This is a genomic window from Pseudomonas petroselini (genome assembly GCF_045037875.1).
GTDB lineage: Bacteria > Pseudomonadota > Gammaproteobacteria > Pseudomonadales > Pseudomonadaceae > Aquipseudomonas > Aquipseudomonas petroselini.
Window position 1 is genome coordinate 3,149,499 of the sequence record NZ_CP173614.1, and the last position, 20,946, is coordinate 3,170,444.

The 20,946-nt window shown below is 62.4% G+C and carries 18 protein-coding genes and 2 pseudogenes; 11 read left to right on the forward strand and 9 right to left on the reverse strand.

Translation table 11 applies throughout. From position 1 onward, the window contains the following. Genes ACI512_RS14770 through ACI512_RS14780 form a run of 3 tightly spaced genes read right to left on the reverse strand, consistent with a single transcriptional unit; the run spans position 1 to position 2,945 of the window. Positions 1–1,482, reverse strand: coding sequence for an aldehyde dehydrogenase (locus ACI512_RS14770; protein WP_012723574.1), 1,482 nt, complete (start codon positions 1,480–1,482; stop codon positions 1–3). Continuing rightward, a complete protein-coding gene (locus ACI512_RS14775) occupies positions 1,479–2,312 on the reverse strand; it encodes an alpha/beta fold hydrolase (protein ID WP_043205174.1) in 834 nt (277 codons plus the stop codon). Before ACI512_RS14775 ends, ACI512_RS14770 begins: the two co-directional genes overlap by 4 nt. Positions 2,313–2,354: 42 nt before the next feature. Beyond that, entirely contained in the window at positions 2,355–2,945 is a 591-nt protein-coding gene (locus ACI512_RS14780) for an amino acid synthesis family protein (RefSeq protein ID WP_012723576.1), read from the reverse strand. A 187-nt stretch (positions 2,946–3,132) separates the two neighbouring features. Here ACI512_RS14780 and ltnD point away from each other — a divergent pair, with 187 nt between their 5' ends. The 5 genes from ltnD (at position 3,133) to otnI (ending at position 8,411) form a co-directional block, all read left to right on the forward strand. Beyond that, positions 3,133–4,107, forward strand: coding sequence for an L-threonate dehydrogenase (gene ltnD / locus ACI512_RS14785; RefSeq protein ID WP_224265963.1), 975 nt, complete (start codon positions 3,133–3,135; stop codon positions 4,105–4,107). 10 nt (positions 4,108–4,117) lie between these two features. Next, positions 4,118–5,410 carry a 3-oxo-tetronate kinase gene (gene otnK / locus ACI512_RS14790; RefSeq protein ID WP_236380186.1) on the forward strand — a complete coding sequence of 431 codons (1,293 nt, stop codon included), beginning with the start codon at positions 4,118–4,120 and terminating at the stop codon, positions 5,408–5,410. Further along, positions 5,407–6,051, forward strand: coding sequence for an aldolase (locus ACI512_RS14795; protein ID WP_236380184.1), 645 nt, complete (start codon positions 5,407–5,409; stop codon positions 6,049–6,051). Before otnK ends, ACI512_RS14795 begins: the two co-directional genes overlap by 4 nt. A gap of 98 nt (positions 6,052–6,149) precedes the next feature. Further along, complete coding sequence (locus ACI512_RS14800) at positions 6,150–7,610, forward strand: SLC13 family permease (protein WP_231807829.1); 1,461 nt, start codon at positions 6,150–6,152, stop codon at positions 7,608–7,610. Positions 7,611–7,625: 15 nt separating this feature from the next. Beyond that, entirely contained in the window at positions 7,626–8,411 is a 786-nt protein-coding gene (otnI, locus tag ACI512_RS14805) for a 2-oxo-tetronate isomerase (RefSeq protein WP_046035750.1), read from the forward strand. A gap of 737 nt (positions 8,412–9,148) precedes the next feature. Here the strand turns inward: otnI and ACI512_RS14810 are convergent. From ACI512_RS14810 to ACI512_RS14825, 4 genes and pseudogenes are all read right to left on the reverse strand, one after another. Further along, positions 9,149–9,970, reverse strand: coding sequence for a DeoR/GlpR family DNA-binding transcription regulator (locus tag ACI512_RS14810; protein ID WP_236380182.1), 822 nt, complete (start codon positions 9,968–9,970; stop codon positions 9,149–9,151). Positions 9,971–10,055: 85 nt separating this feature from the next. Continuing rightward, positions 10,056–10,592, reverse strand: a pseudogene (locus ACI512_RS14815) (methyl-accepting chemotaxis protein); the annotation flags it as partial. Between the two features lie 327 nt (positions 10,593–10,919). Beyond that, positions 10,920–11,999, reverse strand: a pseudogene (locus ACI512_RS14820) (cache domain-containing protein); the annotation flags it as partial. A gap of 145 nt (positions 12,000–12,144) precedes the next feature. After that, positions 12,145–13,035, reverse strand: coding sequence for a bestrophin family protein (locus ACI512_RS14825; protein ID WP_231809288.1), 891 nt, complete (start codon positions 13,033–13,035; stop codon positions 12,145–12,147). Positions 13,036–13,297: 262 nt separating this feature from the next. On the opposite strand from ACI512_RS14825, the gene ACI512_RS14830 reads away from it, so the two are divergent. The 3 genes from ACI512_RS14830 to ACI512_RS14840 are packed head-to-tail and all read left to right on the forward strand — an operon-like array spanning position 13,298 to position 15,662. Further along, complete coding sequence (locus ACI512_RS14830; RefSeq protein WP_236381107.1) at positions 13,298–14,176, forward strand: hypothetical protein; 879 nt, start codon at positions 13,298–13,300, stop codon at positions 14,174–14,176. Next, positions 14,161–15,207, forward strand: coding sequence for a GGDEF domain-containing protein (locus ACI512_RS14835; protein ID WP_236381106.1), 1,047 nt, complete (start codon positions 14,161–14,163; stop codon positions 15,205–15,207). Before ACI512_RS14830 ends, ACI512_RS14835 begins: the two co-directional genes overlap by 16 nt. Further along, positions 15,204–15,662: a metallophosphoesterase family protein gene (locus ACI512_RS14840; RefSeq protein WP_236381105.1), complete on the forward strand. Its 459-nt coding sequence runs from the start codon at positions 15,204–15,206 to the stop codon at positions 15,660–15,662. Before ACI512_RS14835 ends, ACI512_RS14840 begins: the two co-directional genes overlap by 4 nt. Positions 15,663–15,670: 8 nt before the next feature. Here the strand turns inward: ACI512_RS14840 and ACI512_RS14845 are convergent, their stop codons facing one another. Then, positions 15,671–15,982 (reverse strand): helix-turn-helix transcriptional regulator, encoded by a 312-nt coding sequence (locus tag ACI512_RS14845; RefSeq protein WP_064052609.1) that lies wholly within the window; start codon positions 15,980–15,982, stop codon positions 15,671–15,673. Positions 15,983–16,060: 78 nt separating this feature from the next. Between ACI512_RS14845 and ACI512_RS14850 the strand changes: the two genes are divergently transcribed. The 3 genes from ACI512_RS14850 to ACI512_RS14860 all read left to right on the forward strand — a co-directional run bounded on the left by ACI512_RS14850 (position 16,061) and on the right by ACI512_RS14860 (position 19,780). Then, the gene (locus tag ACI512_RS14850; protein WP_236381104.1) at positions 16,061–17,152 is read left to right on the forward strand and encodes an NADH:flavin oxidoreductase/NADH oxidase; all 1,092 of its coding nucleotides are present in this window, start codon (positions 16,061–16,063) and stop codon (positions 17,150–17,152) included. A gap of 217 nt (positions 17,153–17,369) precedes the next feature. Beyond that, the gene (locus ACI512_RS14855; protein WP_236381103.1) at positions 17,370–19,496 is read left to right on the forward strand and encodes a TonB-dependent siderophore receptor; all 2,127 of its coding nucleotides are present in this window, start codon (positions 17,370–17,372) and stop codon (positions 19,494–19,496) included. Between the two features lie 143 nt (positions 19,497–19,639). Further along, entirely contained in the window at positions 19,640–19,780 is a 141-nt protein-coding gene (locus ACI512_RS14860; RefSeq protein WP_236381101.1) for a TonB-dependent receptor, read from the forward strand. A 414-nt stretch (positions 19,781–20,194) separates the two neighbouring features. On the opposite strand, the gene ACI512_RS14865 is transcribed toward ACI512_RS14860, so the two are convergent. Beyond that, complete coding sequence (locus ACI512_RS14865) at positions 20,195–20,917, reverse strand: FadR/GntR family transcriptional regulator (RefSeq protein WP_064052938.1); 723 nt, start codon at positions 20,915–20,917, stop codon at positions 20,195–20,197. Positions 20,918–20,946: the final 29 nt, after the last annotated feature.

Genomic DNA, 20,946 nt, shown 5'->3' on the forward strand with positions numbered 1-20,946 from the left:
TTAACGCATCACGAAGGGATCAGGCATGGGCGCCTGGGAGAGGTTGATCCACACTGTCTTAAGCTCGGTGTAGGCGAGTACCGAATCGATGCCGCTTTCACGTCCGTAGCCGCTGTTCTTGAAGCCGCCGATGGGCGCCATTGCCGACACGGCACGGTAGGTGTTGACCCAGATGATCCCCGAGCGCACGTCCCGCGCCAGGCGGTGGGCGCGGCCGAGGTCGCGGGTCCAGATGCCGGCGGCGAGGCCGAACTGCGAGTCGTTGGCGATGGCCAGCGCTTCGGCTTCGTCCTTGAAACGGATGACCGAGGCCACCGGGCCGAACACTTCTTCCTGCATGATCTTCATCGAATTGCGGTCGCATTCGAACAGCGTCGGCTCATAGAACCAGCCCTCACCGAGGTTCTGCGGGCGTTTGCCGCCGGTGCGCAGGCGCGCGCCTTCGGCGATGGCATCCGCGACCAGGCCTTCGACCACGGCCAGTTGCTGTGCGGTGGCCATGGGCCCCATTTCGCTGGCGTCGTCCTGCGGGTTACCGATGCGGATGCGCTGGGCGCGTGCCACCAGGCGCTCGACGAATTCGTCGTAGATCTCATCCTGCACCAGCAGGCGCGAACCGGACACGCAGCTCTGCCCGGATGCCGCATAGATCCCGGCAATCGCGCCATTGATGGCGCTGTCGAGGTCGGCGTCGGCAAAGATGATATTCGGCGATTTGCCGCCCAGCTCCAGGGACAGCTTGGCGAAGTTCTCCGCGCTGCTGCGCACCACATGGCGGGCCGTGGCCGCGCCGCCGGTAAAGGCGATCTTGCGCACCAGCGGGTGGCGGGTGAGGGCGGCGCCGGTGCTGGGACCGTAGCCGGTGACCACGTTGACCACGCCCGGCGGGATCCCGGCTTCGAGGGCCAGGCGCGCCAGTTCGAGGATGGTCGCCGAGGCGTGTTCCGACGGTTTGATCACGATGGTATTGCCCGCCGCCAGGGCCGGCGCGAGTTTGATCGCGGTCAGGTACAGCGGGCTGTTCCACGGAATGATCGCCGCCACCACGCCCATGGCTTCGTGCACGGTGTAGGCGAACAGGTCCGGCTTGTCCAGCGGCAGGGTGCCGCCTTCGAGCTTGTCGGCCAGGCCGGCGGTGTAGTGGAAGAACTCCGGCAGGTAGCTGACCTGGCCACGGGTTTCGCGGATCAACTTGCCGTTGTCGCGGCTTTCCAGCTGGGCCAGTTGTTCCTTGTTGTCGGCGATCAGGTCGCCCAGGCGGCGCAGCAATTTGCCCCGTGCGGTGGCGGTGAGGCCACGCCAGGCCGGGCTGTCGAAGGCGCTTTGGGCGGCCTGTACGGCGCGCTCCACATCGGCTTCATCGGCGTCGGGCAGTTGCGCCCAGGGTTCGGCCAGGGCCGGGTTGAGGCTGTCGAAAGTCTTGCCGGACAGGGCATCGACCCATTCACCGCCGATGCACATCTGGAAGCGTGCGAGTGTCATGCAACGATCCCCTTGATTGGATTGTTTTGGGCGTACACCGTGTCGAGGAAGCCCAGCAGCAGCTGGTTGACCAGGCGTGGCGATTCTACCGGCATCATATGCCGTTGCTCGGCCAGCACCGCAACGGTGGCGCCGGGAATACGATCGGCCAGTTGCCGGGCCATTTCCGGGGTTGAACCGGGGTCGAGTTCGCCGGTGGCGACCAGGGTGGGGACGCGCAAACCCTTGAGGTCGTCGGCGCGGTACATGTCCTGGGTCGCAAACAGTTCGTAGGTGGTCAGGTAGCCCTGGGGGTCGTTACCCGCCAGGGTTTCACGCAGGGCGGCGATCTGCGCCGGGTTGGCGGCCTGGTATTCACGGCTGAACCAGCGCGACAGCGCAGCTTCGGCATTCGCATCCGGGCCGTGTTCGGCGGCCTGGGCGGTGCGTGCGATCACGCCGGCACGCTGTTCGGGGCTGCGGTTGAACACACTGTTGAGCACCACCAAGGAGGTGAGGCGCTCGGGGTAGTGCAGGGCAAACGCCCGGGCGACCAGGCCACCCATGGAAAAACCGATCACTGTGGCCTGGGGCAGTTGCAGGTGGTCGAGCAGCTCCAGCAACTGGTCGGCATACCCCAGCAGCGGCGTGCCGGCGGCCGGGCGCGGGCTGGCGCCATGGCCGAGCATGTCATAGCTGATCACGCGGTAGTTCGTGGCCAGGCCAACGACTTGCCCGCCCCACATTTCTTTATTCAGGCCCACGCCGTGGATCAAAACCACAGGCTGGCCTTGGCCGGTCGCCAGATAACTGGTGCCAGCCGGGGTGCGTTCAGCGGTGAGCCGAATCATGGAGCGCTCCTGCATGTTTTTTGTTGTGGTGGCCGGCCGTGCTTACTGGGCTTTTTCGGCCGCCAGCTCTTCCAGGTCGATGTAACGGTTACCGATCCGTGGGTGCAGGCGGCCACCGTCGGCGCAACCCAGGACCACGACGATTTCGTCGGCACGCGGCGAATCTTCGATGTGCATTTCCAGGGTGATGTAGTGCGAACGCAGGCCTTCGTCGTCCTTGTGCATCATCGGGATCTGGATCGAAGTGCCCGGGCCGCCGCGCTTGTTGGTGAAGCTCAGGTAGCTCTTGGCCTTGACCGCTTCACGGTAGTGATTGCCGAAGCGCAGGGTGTGGATGATCGCGCTGGCGTGTTCGATCTCGCCATCGGCACCGACCACCGCTGCCTTGCCGTACGCCTCGATGTTTTCGGCGCCGCCAATGATGGCTACCAGACGCTCGACCATCTGCGCGCCGAGGTCGGAGCAATTGGCGCGGATTTCCGGCTTGAGGTCTTCGACGAAACCACGACCCAGCCATGGGTTCTTCAGCACCACCGCGAGGCCGACCATTTTCACCGGGGTGTCTGCGGCCTTGCCGCCTTCGATAAAGGTCTCTTCTACATAACTGACGATCTTGCGGATTTCGAAACTCATGAGCGGCTCCATCAGGTGTGGGGGAGTGGTTTGCGTATGATGGTATACCATAATACGCAAAGCACAAGCGTCGCAAATGAGTTTGCGTGGGGTGAGGCGATAAAGGGTGATGTGTGAAATTCTTCCGCTGGCGATGTTAAAAAATGTTAGATCGAAAAAATACTTCACATAATCTGTTCATTGGTGGATGATCGATTCCAATTCCAACGCGGCTCGCCGGTGTGGTGTCAGCCGCCGTTTTCCCCTGGAGTACCCCATGAATAATAAGAATGTCGGTGTGATCGGTTTGGGCGCGATGGGGCTGGGCATTGCCCGTTCGCTGTTGCGCGCAGGTTTCAATGTGCATGCCTGTGATGTACGCGAGGCGGTCACCCAGCAGTTCGCCGGCGAAGGCGGAGTGGCGTGCGCGTCACCGGCGCAGATGGCCGAGGCCTGTGATGTGCTCATCACCGTGGTGGTCAACGCCGAGCAGACCGAAACCGTATTGTTCGGCGAAGGCGGTGCAGTGGCTGCATTGCGCCCTGCGAGCCTGGTGATCGGTTGTGCCACCGTGGCCCCGACCTACGCCGTCGACCTCGGCCAGCGCTTGGCCGACCACGGCCTGCTGTACCTGGATGCGCCGATTTCCGGCGGTGCGGCCAAGGCCGCCGCCGGTGAAATGACCATGATGACCTCGGGCCCGCAGGCCGCCTATGCCAAGGCCGATGCGGTGCTGGCAGGCATGGCCGGTAAGGTGTATCGCCTGGGCGACGTCCACGGCCTGGGTTCCAAGGTCAAGATCATCAACCAACTGCTCGCCGGTGTGCACATCGCGGCGTCCGCCGAGGCCATGGCCCTGGGCCTGCGCGAAGGGGTGGACGCCGAGGCCCTGTACGAGGTGATCACCCACAGCGCCGGTAATTCGTGGATGTTCGAGAACCGCGTGCCGCACATTCTCAAGGCCGACTACACGCCACTGTCGGCGGTGGATATTTTCGTCAAGGACCTCGGCCTGGTGCTGGATACCGCGCGTGCGAGCAAATTCCCGCTGCCGTTGTCCGCCACCGCGCACCAGATGTTCATGCAGGCCTCCAGCGCCGGTTTTGGCCGCGAGGACGACTCGGCGGTGATCAAGATTTTCCCCGGCATCGACCTGCCGACTGCCAAGCCCGAGCCGGTGTAAGGAACGCTTTATGACTAACCCCACCACGCGCCCGTTGCTGGGCTGCATCGCTGACGATTTCACCGGCGCCACCGACCTGGCCAACATGCTGGTGCGCGGCGGCATGCGTACAGTGCAGAGCATTGGCATCCCCAGTCGCGAAGTCGCGGACGGGCTGGATGCAGACGCCATCGTCATCGCCCTCAAGTCGCGCACCACGCCGGTGGCAGAGGCTGTCGAGGAATCCCTGGCCGCGCTGGACTGGCTGCGCGAGCAGGGCTGCGAACAGATTTTCTTCAAGTACTGCTCCACATTCGACTCCACCGCCGCCGGCAATATCGGCCAAGTCAGCGAGGCTTTGCTCAAGGCGCTGGGCAGTGATTTCACCTTGGCCTGCCCGGCGTTCCCGGAAAACGGCCGGACGATTTTCCGTGGTCACCTGTTTGTGCAGGACCAGTTGCTCAATGAGTCGGGCATGCAGCATCACCCACTGACGCCCATGGGCGATGCCAACCTGGTGCGCGTGCTGCAACGTCAGACTGCATTGTCGGTCGGGCTGCTGCGTTACGACGCGGTTGCCGCGGGGGTGGACGCGACCCGCACGAAGATCGCCGAACTGCGCGCGCAAGGCGTGGGCATTGCCATCGCCGACGCGCTGTCGGACCAGGACCTCTACACCCTGGGCAGCGCCTGCGCCGACTTGCCGCTGCTCACCGGGGGCTCGGGCCTGGCCCTGGGGCTGCCGGGCAATTTCCGCCGCGCGGGTAAATTGCGCGACTTCGATGTGAACGCGTTGCCCACGGTCAGCGGTGGCGAAGTGGTGCTGGCCGGCAGTGCGTCGGTGGCGACCCTCGGCCAGGTCGCGGCCTGGTGCGAGGCGGGGCGCCCGGCGTTGCGCATCGATCCCATCGCCCTGGCCGCCGGCGAGCCGGTGGTGGCGCAGGCACTGGCCTTTGCGCGCGACAGTGCAGACACCGTATTGATCTACGCCACCAGCACCCCGGCCGAGGTCAAGGCGGTGCAGCAACAGCTGGGTGTCGAACGCGCCGGCGCCCTGGTGGAGAACGCCTTGGGCGAGATCGCTGCCGGCTTGCGCGAGCAGGGTGTGCGGCGCTTTGTGGTGGCCGGCGGGGAGACCTCCGGCGCGGTGGTCAAGGCCCTCGGCGTCAACCTGTTGCAGATTGGTGCACAGATCGACCCCGGCGTGCCGGCCACGGTCAGCAGTTCCACCGAGCCGCTGGCACTGGCGCTGAAATCGGGCAACTTCGGGGGCCGTGAGTTCTTTGCCAAGGCCCTTGCGCACCTGGCCGGAGGTGCCCAATGAGCGGCATTGACGAACAGGCCCTGCGCGAAGAAATCTGCGACGTCGGCCACAGCCTGTATCAACGTGGCTACACCGTCGGCAGCGCCGGCAATATCAGTGCGCGCCTGGACGATGGTTGGTTGATTACGCCCACCGATGTCTGCCTGGGTCGCCTGGCGCCTGGGGCGATTGCCAAGGTCAACCTGAAAGGCGAGTGGGTGTCCGGCGACAAACCCTCGAAGACCCTGGCCCTGCACCGTCAGGTGTATGACCGCAATCCCACGGTGGGCGGGGTGGTGCACACCCATTCCACCCACCTGGTGGCGTTGACCCTGGCCGGGGTGTGGCGGGCGGACGATATTCTGCCGCCGCTCACGCCCTATCAGGTGATGAAGGTCGGGCACATCCCCCTGATCGGCTACCAGCGTCCGGGCTCGCCCGACGTCGCCGAGCAAGTGGCGCAACTGGCCAACAGCGTGCGAGGGGTAATGCTCGAGCGCCTGGGGCCGGTGGTCTGGGAAAGCTCGGTGGCCAAGGCCAGCTACGCCCTGGAAGAGTTGGAAGAAACCGCCCGGCTCTGGCTGATGAGCAACCCCCGGCCCGAGCCGCTGAGACAGGCCGCCTTGGATGAACTGCGCGAGACGTTCGGCGCGCATTGGTAATGCCGTAGACCGACACTGCAAGCCCCCCGCGAGACCCGCCTGCGGAGCGTGACGGGAGCGGCTTGCGCCAAAAAACAATAACAACAGGACATTCTCGAATGAGCCCACTGATTTTGATGTTGACCGCCGGCGCGGGTATCGCGCTGCTACTGTTTCTGGTCCTCAAGTACAAATTCCAGCCGTTTGTCGCGCTGATGCTGGTGAGTATCGTGGTGGCGCTGGTGGCCGGGGTAAAACCGGCTGACCTGGTGGCGACGATCGAAGGCGGCATGGGCAAGACCCTTGGCCACATCGCAATCATCATTGCCCTGGGGGCGATGATCGGGCGGATCATCGAGCTGTCAGGCGGTGCCGAAGCCTTGGCCAAGTCGCTGATCGAGCGGTTTGGCAACAGCCGTACGCCGCTGGCGCTGACCATCGCCGGGTTCATCATCGGCGTGCCGGTGTTCTTTGAAGTCGGGGTGATTATCCTCATGCCGCTGGCCTACGGCGTGGCACGCCGGGCCCGCAAGCCGCTGCTGATGTTCGCGTTGCCGATGTGTGCGGCGCTGCTCACGGTGCATGCGTTTCTGCCGCCGCATCCGGGCGCCGTGGCCGCCGCCAGCCAACTGGGTGCCGACCTGGGCCGGGTGCTGATGTTCGGCCTGCCGATCACCGCGTTGCTGTGCTACGTCGGCTACCGCGTGGCGGGGCGCATGACGCGGCGCTTCTATCCGATGACCGATGACATCCGCGCCGAAGTCTATGGCCCCCATGTGACCAATGAAGACCTGCGGGCCTGGACCAACGGCAACCACCAGGCGGTGCAACAGAGCGCTGTGGCCGACTCTCATATGGGCCTGGAAGAGTCCACCAGCGCCATTGCCGCCAAGCTGCCGGCGGCGCCTGCGCCGGGGTTCGGGCTGATCGTCGGCCTGATCCTGCTGCCGATTGTCTTGATTCTGCTGGGTACCCTGGCCACCTCGCTGCTGCCGATCGAATCGGCGTTGCGTGGGGTGATGACCGTGCTGGGCGCGCCGTTGGTGGCGCTGCTGATCGACACCTTGCTGTGCGCCTGGCTGCTCGGCTCGCGCCGTGGCTGGAGCCGCAGCCAGGTCTCCGACGTGATCGGCTCGGCGTTGCCGGGCGTGGCCATGGTGATTTTGATTGCCGGTGCCGGCGGGGTGTTCGGTAAAGTGCTGGTAGACACCGGGATCGGCGCGGTGGTCTCCGACATGCTGCGCACCACCGGCCTGCCGGTGCTGGCCCTGGGCTTCTTGCTGACCATGCTGTTGCGGGCGGTGCAGGGTTCCACCACAGTGGCGCTGGTGACCACCGCCGGTATCATCAGCCCGCTGATCGCCACCCTCAACCTGACGCCCAACCACCTGGCGCTGCTGTGCCTGGCCATGGGCGGTGGCGGGCTGGCCATGTCGCATATCAACGATGCCGGCTACTGGATCTTCACCAAGCTTGCCGGGCTCAACGTGGCCGATGGTCTGCGCACGTGGACGGTGATCACCACCTTGCTCGGCACCTTGGGTTTCGTGATTACATTGCTGATCTGGCCTTTTGTCTGATTTCCAGGAGTTCCTATGCCTCGTTTTGCTGCCAACCTGAGCATGCTTTACCCGCAACATGACTTTCTCGAGCGCTTCAGTGCCGCGAAGGCCGATGGGTTTGACGCGGTGGAGTACCTGTTTCCTTACGAGTACGACGCGCAGGTGCTCAAGCAGCGCCTGAGTGATAACGGCTTGGTGCAGGCGTTGTTCAACGCACCGCCCGGTGACTGGGCTGCAGGGGAGCGGGGCATCGCGAGCCTGCCGGGGCGTGAGGCCGAGTTTCGCAGCGGCTTCGACCGCGCGTTGGAATACGCCGCCGTGCTCGGCAACGACCGCGTGCACGTCATGGCCGGTTTGCTGCCCTCGGAGAACCTGCGCCAGCGCCATCAGGCCGTGTACCTGGAAAACCTCGCCTACGCCAGTGCGGCGGCGGCTGAGGTCGGCGTCACCGTGTTGCTGGAACCGATCAACACCCGCGACATGCCGGGTTTTTTCCTCAACCGCCAGGACCAGGCCCACGCCATCTGCCGTGAAGTCGGCGCGCGCAACCTCAAGGTGCAGTTTGACTGCTACCACTGCCAGATCGTCGAAGGCGACTTGGCCACCAAGCTGCGCCGCGACTTCGATGGCATTGGTCATATCCAGATCGCCGGGGTGCCGGACCGTCACGAGCCTGACCTGGGCGAGCTGAACTACGCGTACCTGTTCGAACTGATGGACCAGTTGGGCTATGACGGCTGGGTCGGCTGCGAATACCGGCCAAAGGGCGATACCTCGGCGGGCCTGCAATGGTTGCGGGACTGGAAAGGGGCTCGATAGTCGACGAGCCTGTGGGTCGGTTTGGTTCAAAGGTGGAAGGGGCGGTGCGACGAGTCGACTTGCCCCTGATAGCTGTGTGTCAGCCAGCACCTCTACCCGCAATGCGGCCGCCATCGAAGCCTCGCTAAAGCTCGACCTCTCCCACAGGGGACCAGCGGTGACCCACTTCCCACCTGCCAACCGAACTCAAATGTGGGAGGGGGCTTGCCCCCGATAGCTGTGTGTCAGCCAACACACCTGCCAACCCTGCCGCCGCCATCGAAGCCTCGCTAAAGCTCGACCTCTCCCAAAGGGGACCAGCGGTGACCCACTTCCCACCTGCCAACCGAACTCAAATGTGGGAGGGGGCTTGCCCCCGATAGCTGTGTGTCAGCCAACACACCTGCCAACCCTGCCACCGCCATCGAAGCCTCGCTAACGCTCGACCTCTCCCAAAGGGAACCAGCGGTGACCCACTTCCCACCTGCCAACCGAACTCAAATGTGGGAGGGGGCTTGCCCCCGATAGCTGTGTGTCAGCCAACACACCTGCCAACCCTGGCACCGCCATCGAAGCCTCGCTAAAGCTCGACCTCTCCCACAGGGGACCAGAGGTGACCCACTTCCCACCTGCCAACCGAACTCAAATGTGGGAGGGGGCTTGCCCCCGATAGCTGTGTGTCAGCCAACACACCTGCCAACCCTGCCACCGCCATCGAAGCCTCGCTAACGCTCGACCTCTCCCACAAAGGAAGGGCATCACGCCGGCAATGGATCACCTGGCAGCATCAATTCAATCCCGCGCTTGCGGATGCCATCCGCCGCCGCTGGCGCCAGGCCGTCGTCGCTGATGATCACGTCGAACGGTTCCAGCCCGGCGATGCGGTACATGCTGAAGGTGCCGTACTTGGAACTGCTCGCCACCAGTACGACCTGGGACGTCGATTGCATTGCCACTTGCTTGACCTCGACTTTCAGCGCCGAGGGGGTGGTGATGCCTCGGTGCAAATCCCAGGAGCTGGTGGACACAAAGGCGATGTCCGTGACTACCTGGCGCAAGGTCGCCACCGCCAGCCCGCCGACGGAAGAATGGTTGTCATGGTCCAGTTGGCCGCCGGTGTGGATCACCGTGACCTGCGTCGCATCCATCAAGGCCTGTACGATCCCGAAGTCGTTGGTGACCACCGTCATCCCCGACAGTGCCTTGATGTAAGGGACGATCTCCAAGGTGCTGGTGCCGGCATCCAGGTACACCGTCATGTCCGCGTGCAGCAACCGCGCGGCCAGTCGTGCCATCGCCTGCTTTTGCGGCAATTCCACCACGGCTTTGGATTGATGGCTGGGCTCGCTGTGCAGCTGGCTGGCGATCCTGACCCCTCCGGTGACGGAGTACGCCCGGCCTTCCTGCTCCAGCAGTGCAATATCACGGCGCACGGTCATGTGCGAGCAGTCGAACATCTCCATCAACTGGTGCACGCTCATCACCTGATGCTTGCGCAACTGCCGCAGGATTTGTTCGCGACGCTGCTCGGGGATCATCGGGGTGCTGCTGTCGGCGGCCGTGTCCTTGGGGGTGGGCATTAAGGCTCCAAAGGTAAGGTGCGGGGGAGTGCGTGGCTATAGTAGCCAATACACGCCCCCGCAAGCGACCCCGGTGTGACGGCGGTTAGAACTTGAACCGCCCCACCAAGCCCTTGAGCTGACCCGAAATATCCGTCAACCGACCTGACCCGGTCTGCGCCGAGTGGGCGAATTCTTCAACCAATTGCGCATCGGCATGGATCTGCGCGATGTGCCGGTTGATCTCTTCGGCCACTTGGTGTTGTTCCTCGGCGGCCGTGGCGATCTGGGTATTCTGGTCGCGGATCGAGTCCACCGAGCCACGGATCTTGTCGAAGCTGTCGCGGGCCTGCTGGATGCGTTCCACGCTGGTGTGGGACACCTGCAGGCTGCCTTGCATCTGCTGCGTGACTTCCTGGGTGCGGCGGGCGAGGTTGCCGAGCAGGCTGTCGATTTCACCGGTGGAGTCGGCGGTGCGGCGCGCCAGGGCGCGGACTTCGTCGGCGACCACGGCGAAGCCTCGGCCCTGGTCACCGGCGCGCGCGGCTTCAATCGCGGCGTTGAGCGCCAGCAGGTTGGTCTGTTCGGCAATCGAACGGATGGTGTCGAGGATGGTGTTGATGTTTTTGCTGTCCTGCTCCAGCAGCTGCATGGTCTGGGTCGACTTCTGCAGGTCCTCGCTGAGCTTGAGCACGCTGCCGGTGGCTTCGCCGATGTGCTGCTGGCCGTCGTGCACGTCGCGGTAGCCTTCGTCGGCGCTGGTGGCGGCGGCGCTGCAGGAACGGGCGACTTCGTTGGCGGTGGCCACCATTTCGTTGAACGCGGTGCTGACCAGCTCCACCGCTTCACGCTGGCGGCCGGCGGCCTGGTTCATGTTGTGGGCGACTTCGCTGGTGTCGGCGGCGGCGGTTTGCAGGTCGGAAGAGGCGTTGCCGATGCGCTGCACCAGCTGCGCGATCATGCTCAGGAACTGGTTGAACCAGCCGGCCAAGCTGGCGGTTTCGTCCTTGCCTTGCACCTTGAGTTGGCGCGTCAGGTCGCCTTCGCCTTCGGCGATTTCTTGCAGGCCGTCGGCCACGCCGCGAATCGGGCGCACGATGACGCTGGCAAAGCTGGCGCCGACAATCGCGAACACCAACGCCAATACTGCTGCGATGGCCGCGATCAACCAGGTCAGGCGGGTGGCGCCGGCCATCACTTCGTCGCGCTTGATCAGGCCGATAAACCGCCAGCCGAGGTCCTTGGAACTGACCATGTTGGCCATGTAGGCCACGCCATCAATGTCGATCTGGCTCACGCCGTCGCCGCGCTTGGCCAGTTCGGCGTAGTTGGGGCCCAGGTCGGCCAGGGGCTTGAAGTTGTGCTTGGCATCGCTGGGGTCGACCAGCACGTTGCCGTTGCCTTCCACCAGCATCAGGTAGCCGCTGTCGCCCAGCTTGATGTTGCGCACCAGCTCGGTGAGCTGCTTGAGCGACACGTCCAGGCCAACCACGCCGAGGATATTCCCGCTGCCGTCGGCGACGGTGTGTACGGTGCCGATCAGCGTCACATCGTCCGGCGCCCAATAGTAGGCGCCGGTGCGCACGGTTTTACCCGGCGCGGCGATGGCCGCCTGATACCAGGGGCGTACACGCGGGTCGTAGTTGTTCAGTTTGGTGTCATCAGGCCAGCTGGCATAACCGCCGTCGGCGAGGCCCAACGACAAGTAGGCGGTGCTCGGGTGGCTTTTGGCGAACTGGTCGAAAATCGCCAGCAGGTCTTTGTTGGTCTGGGTCAGGGGGATTTGCGCGGCGTCGGCGCCGGCGTAACTCTTGAGGTCCTTGGCCGCGACAACGCGCGGGTCCTTGGCGACGAAGTCGACGTTCTGGCTGATGCCGTCGAAGAACTGCTTCATGCCATTGTCGATCTGACGGATTTCGCGGCCGCTGCTGTCGAGGAAATTGGCCACGGCCCCCTCGCGCACATTCAGTACAACTAACACTGCGACCAAAATAACCGGGACGCACGCGATGGCGGCAAACGCCCAGGTCAGCTTTTGCTTGATATTCATGACTTCACCCGCGGGTATTTATATTTTTGGCAAGGAGAAAACAGTGGTGTCGAGCGTCGCATGTGTTGTTGTGAGGGGGATATGGCCCATGCGTACCCCCTGTATATCGACCGCGGGGGCAAGCACTTGAGGGCCGAGGGCAGGTTTAACCGATGCGCTCGCCACCGAGAGCGTCACGCTGCATCGACTGCAGGTTTTTCTCGATGGTTTCGCAGATGGTTTCCATCTGGATCTGGTGTTCGCTGGAGCTGAACGGGCTTTGCAGGTCGGTGCCGATGCGTTCGATGGCGAGCAGCATAAAACCGACCACCGTCGATGCCAGCGGGGTAAACCAACCCAGGGATTCCACCAGGCCCACCGGCACGATCAGGCAGAACAGCGAGATAAACAGCCGTGGGAAGTACACGTAAGGGTAGGGCAGTGGCGTGTTGGCGATGCGCTCCATGCCGCCCTGGGCGTTGGACAGATCCACCAGGGTCGACTCCAGCCGCGCCAGGCGAATGCTGTCCAGGTGCCCGGCCTTGTATTCCTTGGCCAGCAACGCCGCCGAGCCGGTGAGTATGTCATTGGAAAAGTTATTGGTGGCACCGTTGCGCGCAAATTCCTCGGCCGGGATAAATGCCCGCACTTCTTCGGGGCATGGTTCGCCTTTAAGGTGGGCGGCCAGGCAATTCACGTAGGCCACATGGCGGCGCAGCAGGGTGGCCTTGACCGGGTTCACTTCGCCGTCGGGGTCGTCCAGCAGGGTCAGTACCTGGCGGGCAAAGCTGCGCGAGTTGTTGACCATCGCACCCCACAGCGTGCGGGCTTCCCACCAGCGGTTATAGGCGCTGCTGTTACGGAAACTGATCAGCACCACCAGCGCCGAACCCAGCAGGGTGAGCGGCATCAGCGGCAGATTGATCTTGGCGGTGAGAAACAGCATGAAGTCCACGGTGACGGCGACGTCCCACAGCAACAGCCAGAACAGCGCCCAGCCCACGTAGCCCATGGTCTTGATGATCAAACGGTATTTTTTGATGATGGCGGCTTTCAAACGAGGCCCTCGCGGCGAGCAGTAAGCAACAGTGCTAAAGCTCGGACGTCGGCTTGCGGGGAAGGTTCGCTGCGGCGACTGAAACGGTTAAGCCATCGAGGTCTTTTTGGAACAATTTTGGTAGCGACGGTGTCCTCTGCGCTAATCACGATAGATTGCGCTCAAGGCAAAACGCCATTATCGGTGCTGCAATTGAGATCAGTGAATCCAAGTTGTTTGATCAGGGCTCTTTCTCATGTGCAGTGGTTCGTTGAAGTTGGCGATGGAACAGTCGGCGCGGGCGTTTGAGCGCCATGTGGATTTTGAAGCGTGTATTCGTTCCCATTATTCGATTTTGTTGGAGTCCTATTCAAAAAGACCGTTTTTCTATAAGACCGCACTCAAGTTCAGTCGCTTGATGGTGTCCTTTACCTTATTGAGCACGTATTTCTCCAAGCCCGTTCCCTTACTGTCCGAGGTGAAAGCGTTTTGTCTGGCGCGCGGCTTCTGTTCCAGAAACAGCCTGGAGTCGATCTTCCTGCTGTTCAGGGCGCTGGGGTTCATGACAGTGTCCAGGCATCCGGATGACAGCCGTTTGCGGGTATTCAGCCCGTCATCCCAAGCCTGCGAGGAGATCCGGCGGATGCTCACCTCCGTGGTCGAGCCGCTGGGTGTGATGTGCTCGGGAACGGCGGTGTGCGGGTCAATGGGCGGGTTGGATGATCGCGCCTATCTGGCACGTTATTTCAAAGGGTTTTCGGTCCTTCTCTCCCATAACGTGACCATCGACCTGTTGATGCCTGATTGTTATTGGCTGGTAAAACGCGATGCCGGGCATATGTTGATGCTGGCGATCTATAACGATGCGTGTGCGCTCGATAATCAAGGGGCAAGTTTCAGGTCTTCGTCCTACCTTTCCATCGCTGAGCAACTCTCGGTGTCCAAGACCCACGTTATTCGTCTGGTTCAAGAGGGGGCCGACCGGGGCTATTTCAAGATTCATTCCAAGACATTGCTTGAAGTCCTGCCACCTTTTATGGTGTTGGTCAGGCGGTTTATGGCTTACTCGTTTGCGACCTGCCTCCACAGTCTTCAACTGAGTCATGCCGATAGCACACCGGCCACTCATGCACAGGGAGTGACGGGATGCCGGCTAATGTGAAGCTCAGGCCACGGATGCAAAGACTGTTGTCGCCCGCGATCGCCAAGGCTGAACTGATCGGGATTTTCGCCTGGCTGGCGGTGTTGCTGGTGGACCGCTGGGCGATGTTTGGCTGGCCGGTCGCGCTGGTCACGATCGGGCTGTGCGGGGTGTATGGGGTTCACCGAGTGGTGACTCATTATGTGCTGTGGCGGGCGCTGGGTGTGGCCTACATGGTGCTGCTGTCTGCGGGTTTTGCCTATGTGGTTCACGTCCATCCCGCGCTGCAGGTGTTTGCCTTGCCGCTGGCCGTGACCTTGGTGCTGAGCAGTGCAATCCTGTTTATCGTGGTTCAGGATTTTCTGGTCTGCGCCGCCTTGGTCTGGTTACTGACGTGGCCCAGCATTCAGATGAGCCTTTACGAAGGCGTCGATATCTACGTGTTTATCTTTTGTGCCGCGTCGGTGGCGATCGGCTTTGTCTTGAATGTCTACTACCTGAAGAACCTGCGTTCGGTGTTAATGGTGGAGAGTGAGTTTCGGGAGTTGGCCGAGACCGATTACTTGACCTCCATCCTGAACCGGCGGGCCTTTATGGAGAGCTTCGCCAAACTGATTGCGGCCGGTGATACCGGCTACTTCATGATGCTGGATATCGACAGTTTCAAATTAAAGAATGACCAGTTCGGTCATGACGTCGGCGACAGGATTCTTCGCGCCATGGCCGCGTGCCTTAAATCCACCCCAGGCAGCCACAGTTTCGGCAGGATTGGCGGCGAAGAATTCGGGGTGCTGCTGGTGGGCGATGACCCTGGTCTCGCCACCGATTACGCGCTACGCCTGCTGCAAGCGATTCGCAGCAGTGTCGCGCCGCCCCATGACTACACCTGCAGTGCGGGCATGACGCATTTTACGCTCGGGGCCGATATGTCGGCGGTTCTCAAGCGTGCCGACCGCAACCTCTACACCGCCAAGGGCAACGGCAAGGACCGCGTGTACCTAGATGGCGCGCGGGTGTCTCACGGTTTGATTTCCACCCCGGAGGCCCTATGAAAGTTGGCGTGATTTCCGATACCCATGGCCTGCTGCGACCTGAAGCGGTGGCAGCTTTGCAGGGATGTGAGCAGATCATTCATGCCGGCGATATCGGCAGCCCTGAGATTCTTCAGCAATTGTCACAGATCGCGCCGCTGCACGTGGTGCGCGGCAACAATGACCAGGACGCGCCGTGGGCAGAGCAGGTGCCCGACCATCTGCTGCTGCATGTGGACGGATGGCGGACGTTGGTGGTGCATGACATCGCCGACGTACCCGCCTTACTCGACACGTCTACTCGGCTGGTGATCACCGGCCATTCGCACAAGCCCCTGATCGAATGGCGCGGCGCAACGCTGTATGTGAACCCCGGCAGTGCAGGGCGGCGGCGCTTCAAGTTGCCGGTGACGTTGGTGGTGCTGGAGGTGCAGGCGCTGACGATCGAGTCGCGGCTGGTCGCGCTGCTGGACTGAGCCGGGTTTTATTGTTGCACCAGGATGCTCTGCAACAACCCCGGAAACCGTTCCTCAAGCACATCGCCGCGCAATGAATTCATATGGGTAGTGCCCACGCTGCGGGTGTGTACCAGGCCGGCATCGCGCAGGACCCGGAAGTGGTGGGACATGCTCGACTTGGGCCGCCCGCCGTCCAGTTCGCCACACGTGGCTTCGGGCACACCGGCCAGGCAACGCACGATTTCCAGGCGCACCGGGTCACTCAGCGCATATAGCAGGCGCTCGAGGGTCAGGTCTTCCAGAGGGGGATGTTTAAAGGCTCGCATGAAGCGAATCATAACAGGGGGGTATCATCGAATACCATAGTTCGATTACCATCGAACTATCGAATCATCCACTCGCTCCCGGAGTTCTCAATGTCCGCTTTGTTCGAACCGTTCAAACTCAAAGACGTCACCCTGCGCAATCGCATTGCCATCCCGCCAATGTGCCAATACATGGCGGATGACGGCATCGTCAACGACTGGCACCTCGTGCACCTGGCCAGTATGGCGCGTGGCGGTGCTGGCCTGGTGGTGGTGGAAGCCACTGCCGTGGCGCCTGAAGGGCGTATCACCCCCGGTTGCGCCGGTCTCTGGAGCGACGCCCACGCCGAGGCCTTCGTGCCCATGGTCAAGGCCATCAAGGCCGCCGGCTCGGTGCCAGGCATCCAGATCGGTCACGCCGGTCGCAAAGCCAGCGCCAACCGCCCGTGGGAAGGGGACGACCATATGCCTGCCTCCGATGCGCGCAGCTGGGAAACCATCGCGCCGTCCGCCATCGCCTTTGGTGCCAACTTGCCGCAAGTGCCACGCGCCATGACCCTGGACGACATCGCTCGGGTCAAGCAGGACTTCGTCGACGCCGCCCGCCGTGCCCGTGACGCCGGCTTCGAGTGGATCGAACTGCACTTCGCCCACGGTTACCTGGGCCAGAGCTTCTTCTCCGAGCACTCCAACCAGCGCACAGACGCCTACGGTGGCAGCTTCGACAACCGCAGCCGTTTCCTCCTGGAAACCCTGGCCGCCGTGCGCGAAGTCTGGCCGGAGAACCTGCCGCTGACCGCGCGTTTTGGCGTGATCGAATACGACGGCCGTGACGAGCAGACCCTCACCGAATCCATCGAACTGGCCCGCAACTTCAAGGCTGGCGGTCTGGACCTGCTGAGTGTTAGCGTCGGTTTTACCATTCCCGACACCAATATCCCGTGGGGCCCGGCCTTCATGGGCCCGATCGCCGAGCGCGTGCGCCGCGAAGCGGGCATCCCGGTGACCTCGGCCTGGGGCTTTGGCACACCGCAACTGGCAGAAGGTGCGTTGCAGTCTGGGCATCTGGACCTGGTCTCGGTCGGTCGTGCGCACCTGGCTGACCCGCATTGGGCGTACTTTGCGGCCAAGGAACTGGGCGTGGAGAAATCCTCCTGGACCTTGCCTGCGCCATACGCCCATTGGCTGGAGCGCTATCGCTGATCGGATCCTGACGTCGTATAGAAATCCAACTGTGGGAGGGGGTAAGCCCCCTCCCACATTGAGTTCGCATCAAACTTGCTGCTTATCGATACAAAGCGGTTACCTGAAAAATAGTGAATGAGAATAGATGTCAAACGCGAATGGATTGGTATACCATCCCCGCGAATTTTTGGCAGGTTTGCCGCCCCTTCTGGCTCATTCACTAGGTTCAACATCCATGCGTCGTACCTTGATTTCCCTCTGTGTGCTTCAGGCGTTTTCGCCTTTTACTTGGGCTGAGGTTGTCCCTGCCGACAAAGCCAGTCTTGAGCTGCAAGCCACCAATGTCACGGGCGAGGCGGACTACGAGACGGCTCAAGGGCCGGTCAAGGGCTACCACGCCACACGTTCAGCCAGTGCGACGCGCACCGACACCTCCATTCATGAAACCCCGCAGTCCATCACCGTGGTGTCCAAGGCCGTGGTCGACGACATCGGCGCCACTCGCCTGCAGGACGCGCTGGATTACGCCGGCGGTGTCGGGCGTGCGAACAACTTTGGCGGCCAGGGGCTGACCACGTTCACCGTGCGCGGCTTTACCACCGGCGAGTTCTACCGCAACGGTTTCCCGATCAACCGCGGTTACCCGAACATGCCGGACGCCAACACCATCGAGCGCCTGGAAGTGCTGCGCGGCCCGGCGACCATGCTCTACGGCCGTGGTGATCCGGGCGGCACCTTCAACGTGGTGTCCAAGCAACCGCTGGCCGAACCCACCGTCACCCTTGGCAGCCAGTTGGATGACCAGGGCATGCAGCGCGCCACGCTTGACGCATCGGGCCCACTGGACGAGCAAGGTCGCCTGGCCTATCGCCTGAACGTGGTGGGCGAGGGCGGCGATACCTTCCGTGATCATGTCGAGACCGAGCGCTACGGCGTGACCCCGGTCATCACCTGGCAAGCCACCGACGACACCAAGGTGATCTTCGAAGGCGACTTCATGCGTAACAACCACCCGTTGGACCGTGGTTTGACGCGGTACCCCAATCAAAAAGGCACCGCCTCGCGCGACACCTTTTGGGGTGAAAAAGACGTCGGCAAACTGCACAACGACAACAGCATGGCCCAGCTGCGTTTCGAGCACCTGCTCAATGACAGCTGGACCTTGGGCGGTGGTTTCCAATGGCTCGACGGCACCCTGCAAGGCAACGCCATTGAAGCCAACGGCCTGGCCGCCGATGGGCGCACCCTGGGCCGCAACTTCAACTACCGCAAGCTGGAGTGGACTGATAAAGACACCCAACTCAACCTCACCGGGCATTTCTCCACCGGTGGTTTCGATCACACCTTGCTCACCGGCGTCGAGTTCGAAGACTACGACTATAAGTCGATCATCCAGCGCTCCAGTGGCGCGGTGGGTGCCTACACCATCGACATCTTCAACCCGGTCTATGGCCAGGCGCGCCCGAACCTCACACGCACGCCGACCCACGACAAGGAAAACCTCAAGACCTACGCTGCTTTTGTCCAGGACCAGGTGGCCCTGACCGAGCGTTTGAAAGTACTTGCCGGCGCACGCTTCGAGCGCTTTGAACACGACTACCACACCTACGTGCCGGGCGGTAAAAGCTGGGAAGCCAGCGACAACGCCGTCACCCCACGCGTCGGTGTGATCTACGACCTCACCGACACCGTCGCGGTGTACGCCGACGCCGCGCGCTCGTTCAAGCCCAACACCGGCGCCAGCCGCCAGGGCGGCGGTTTTGCGCCGGAAAAAGGCAAATCCTACGAGATGGGCGTCAAGTGGGAAGCCCTGGATCGCCAGTTGAGCGTCGACGCTGCGATCTACCAGATCGAGAAGAAAAACGTGCTCACCACCGACCCCCAGGACTCGACCTTCAGCGTCGCCGCCGGCCAAGTGCGCAGCCGAGGTTTCGACCTGAACGTGACGGGCAATATCACCCCGGAGTGGCGCGTGATCGGCGGCTATGCCTATGTGGACGCCGAAGTCACCAAGGACAACACCCTGCGCACCGGCACCCGTTTGCTGAACATCCCACGCAACAGCTTCAGCTTGCTTAACGTCTACGAATTCCAGGACGGCGCCCTCAAAGGCCTGGGCCTGGGGGCGGGCGGCAAATACGTGGATGAGCGCGCCGGGCAGACGTCCAACACCGCGTTCTCGATGGAAGCCTACACCGTGGTGGACTTGCTCAGCTACTACAAGGTCAACGACAAAGTGCGCCTGAACCTCGACGTGAAGAACCTGTTCAATCGCGAGTATGAAGAAGGCGCGTTCGGCAACGTCTACGCCTACCCAGGCGAGCCGCGCACCGTGCAGGTCGGGATCGCCTACACGCTGTAACGGCGTACACCGCTTCAATGTGGGAGGGGGCTTGCTCCCGATAGCGGTGGATCAGTCAACGCAACATTGACCGGTCTACTGCCATCGGGAGCAAGCCCCCTCCCACATGGGGTTCCGGGCAGACGTCCAGCACCGCGTTCTCGATGGATGCCTACACCGTGGTGGACTTGCTCAGCTACTACAAGGTCAACGACAAAGTGCGCCTGAACCTCGACGTGAAGAACCTGTTCAACCGCGAGTATGAAGAAGGCGCGTTCGGCAACGTCTACGCCTACACGCTCTAACGGCGTACACCGCTTCAATGTGGGAGGGGGCTTGCTCCCGATAGCGGTGGATCAGTCAACGCAACATTGACCGGTCTATTGCCATCGGGAGCAAGCCCCCTCCCACATGGGGTTCCGGGCAGACGTCCAGCACCGCGTTCTCGATGGACGCCTACATCGTGGTGGACTTGCTCAGCTACTAGAAGGTCAACGACAAAGTGCGCCTGAACCTCGACGTGAAGAACTTGTTCAATCGCGAGTATGAAGAAGGCGCGTTCGGCAACGTCTACGCCTACACGCTCTAACGGCGTACACCGCTTCAATGTGGGAGGGGGCTTGCTCCCGATAGCGGTGGATCAGTCAACGCAATATTGACCGGTCTACTGCCATCGGGAGCAAGCCCCCTCCCACATGGGTCCTGGGTATGCCTTGGAGTCAGAGCGGCGTGAGCACGTTCATCACCGTATCCAACGCCACCCGCGTGTCATCCAGCTGCACCAGCGACGCATGCCGTGCCCCGAGGGCGTCACGGTTCTGGATCGCGGTGAGGATTGCCTTGTGCCGGGGCAGGCTCAGGCCCTGGATATCCGGGCGGCGGTTGGTGATGTTGATCGACTCGCGCAGCGGCAACGACAGCATGTTGCACATATAAGCGAGCAGGTCGTTGCGGGTGGCATCGGCAATCGCGCGGTGAAAATCCAGGTCGGCCTGCAACAGGTCTTCGTGGGTCTTCGCGGTTTCCATGCCCCGGTAGGCCTGTTCGATGGTGGCGATGTCTTCATCGGTGGCGGTAGTCGCGGCCATGGCGGCGATTTCCGGTTCGAGGATGCGCCGCACACCCGCCAAGGTATTGAAGAACTCACTGTGGGGCGTGGACTGCATCAACCAGGACAACACGTCCGGGTCGAGCAGGTGCCATTTCAACCGGGGTCGCACCACCGCGCCCACCCGAGGCTTGGAATACACCAGGCCCTTGGCGCTGAGCACCCGCGTGGCTTCACGCAGCACCGAACGGCTGACCTTGTACTCCTCGCAGAGCGTGGCCTCCATGGGCAGCCGCTCTTCAGGCTTGAAGCGACCGGAAACGATGTGCATGCCCAAGTCCTGAACGATCTGGGCATGCTGGCTCTTGCGCGGCTTGGACGGCTGGTGATCCATAACGACAGGGAGGCTCTGACTTAAATTCG

What these genes read in the sequence shown, in the direction of transcription:
- ACI512_RS14770 (WP_012723574.1), bottom strand. Translation starts at nt 1,482, where the DNA reads ATGACACTCGCACGCTTCCAGATGTGCATCGGCGGTGAATGGGTCGAT.
- ACI512_RS14775 (WP_043205174.1), bottom strand. Translation starts at nt 2,312, where the DNA reads ATGATTCGGCTCACCGCTGAACGCACCCCGGCTGGCACCAGTTATCTG.
- ACI512_RS14780 (WP_012723576.1), bottom strand. Translation starts at nt 2,945, where the DNA reads ATGAGTTTCGAAATCCGCAAGATCGTCAGTTATGTAGAAGAGACCTTT.
- ltnD (WP_224265963.1), top strand. Translation starts at nt 3,133, where the DNA reads ATGATCGATTCCAATTCCAACGCGGCTCGCCGGTGTGGTGTCAGCCGC.
- otnK (WP_236380186.1), top strand. Translation starts at nt 4,118, where the DNA reads ATGACTAACCCCACCACGCGCCCGTTGCTGGGCTGCATCGCTGACGAT.
- ACI512_RS14795 (WP_236380184.1), top strand. Translation starts at nt 5,407, where the DNA reads ATGAGCGGCATTGACGAACAGGCCCTGCGCGAAGAAATCTGCGACGTC.
- ACI512_RS14800 (WP_231807829.1), top strand. Translation starts at nt 6,150, where the DNA reads ATGAGCCCACTGATTTTGATGTTGACCGCCGGCGCGGGTATCGCGCTG.
- otnI (WP_046035750.1), top strand. Translation starts at nt 7,626, where the DNA reads ATGCCTCGTTTTGCTGCCAACCTGAGCATGCTTTACCCGCAACATGAC.
- ACI512_RS14810 (WP_236380182.1), bottom strand. Translation starts at nt 9,970, where the DNA reads ATGCCCACCCCCAAGGACACGGCCGCCGACAGCAGCACCCCGATGATC.
- ACI512_RS14830 (WP_236381107.1), top strand. Translation starts at nt 13,298, where the DNA reads ATGGAACAGTCGGCGCGGGCGTTTGAGCGCCATGTGGATTTTGAAGCG.
- ACI512_RS14835 (WP_236381106.1), top strand. Translation starts at nt 14,161, where the DNA reads ATGCCGGCTAATGTGAAGCTCAGGCCACGGATGCAAAGACTGTTGTCG.
- ACI512_RS14840 (WP_236381105.1), top strand. Translation starts at nt 15,204, where the DNA reads ATGAAAGTTGGCGTGATTTCCGATACCCATGGCCTGCTGCGACCTGAA.
- ACI512_RS14845 (WP_064052609.1), bottom strand. Translation starts at nt 15,982, where the DNA reads ATGATTCGCTTCATGCGAGCCTTTAAACATCCCCCTCTGGAAGACCTG.
- ACI512_RS14850 (WP_236381104.1), top strand. Translation starts at nt 16,061, where the DNA reads ATGTCCGCTTTGTTCGAACCGTTCAAACTCAAAGACGTCACCCTGCGC.
- ACI512_RS14855 (WP_236381103.1), top strand. Translation starts at nt 17,370, where the DNA reads ATGCGTCGTACCTTGATTTCCCTCTGTGTGCTTCAGGCGTTTTCGCCT.
- ACI512_RS14860 (WP_236381101.1), top strand. Translation starts at nt 19,640, where the DNA reads ATGGATGCCTACACCGTGGTGGACTTGCTCAGCTACTACAAGGTCAAC.
- ACI512_RS14865 (WP_064052938.1), bottom strand. Translation starts at nt 20,917, where the DNA reads ATGGATCACCAGCCGTCCAAGCCGCGCAAGAGCCAGCATGCCCAGATC.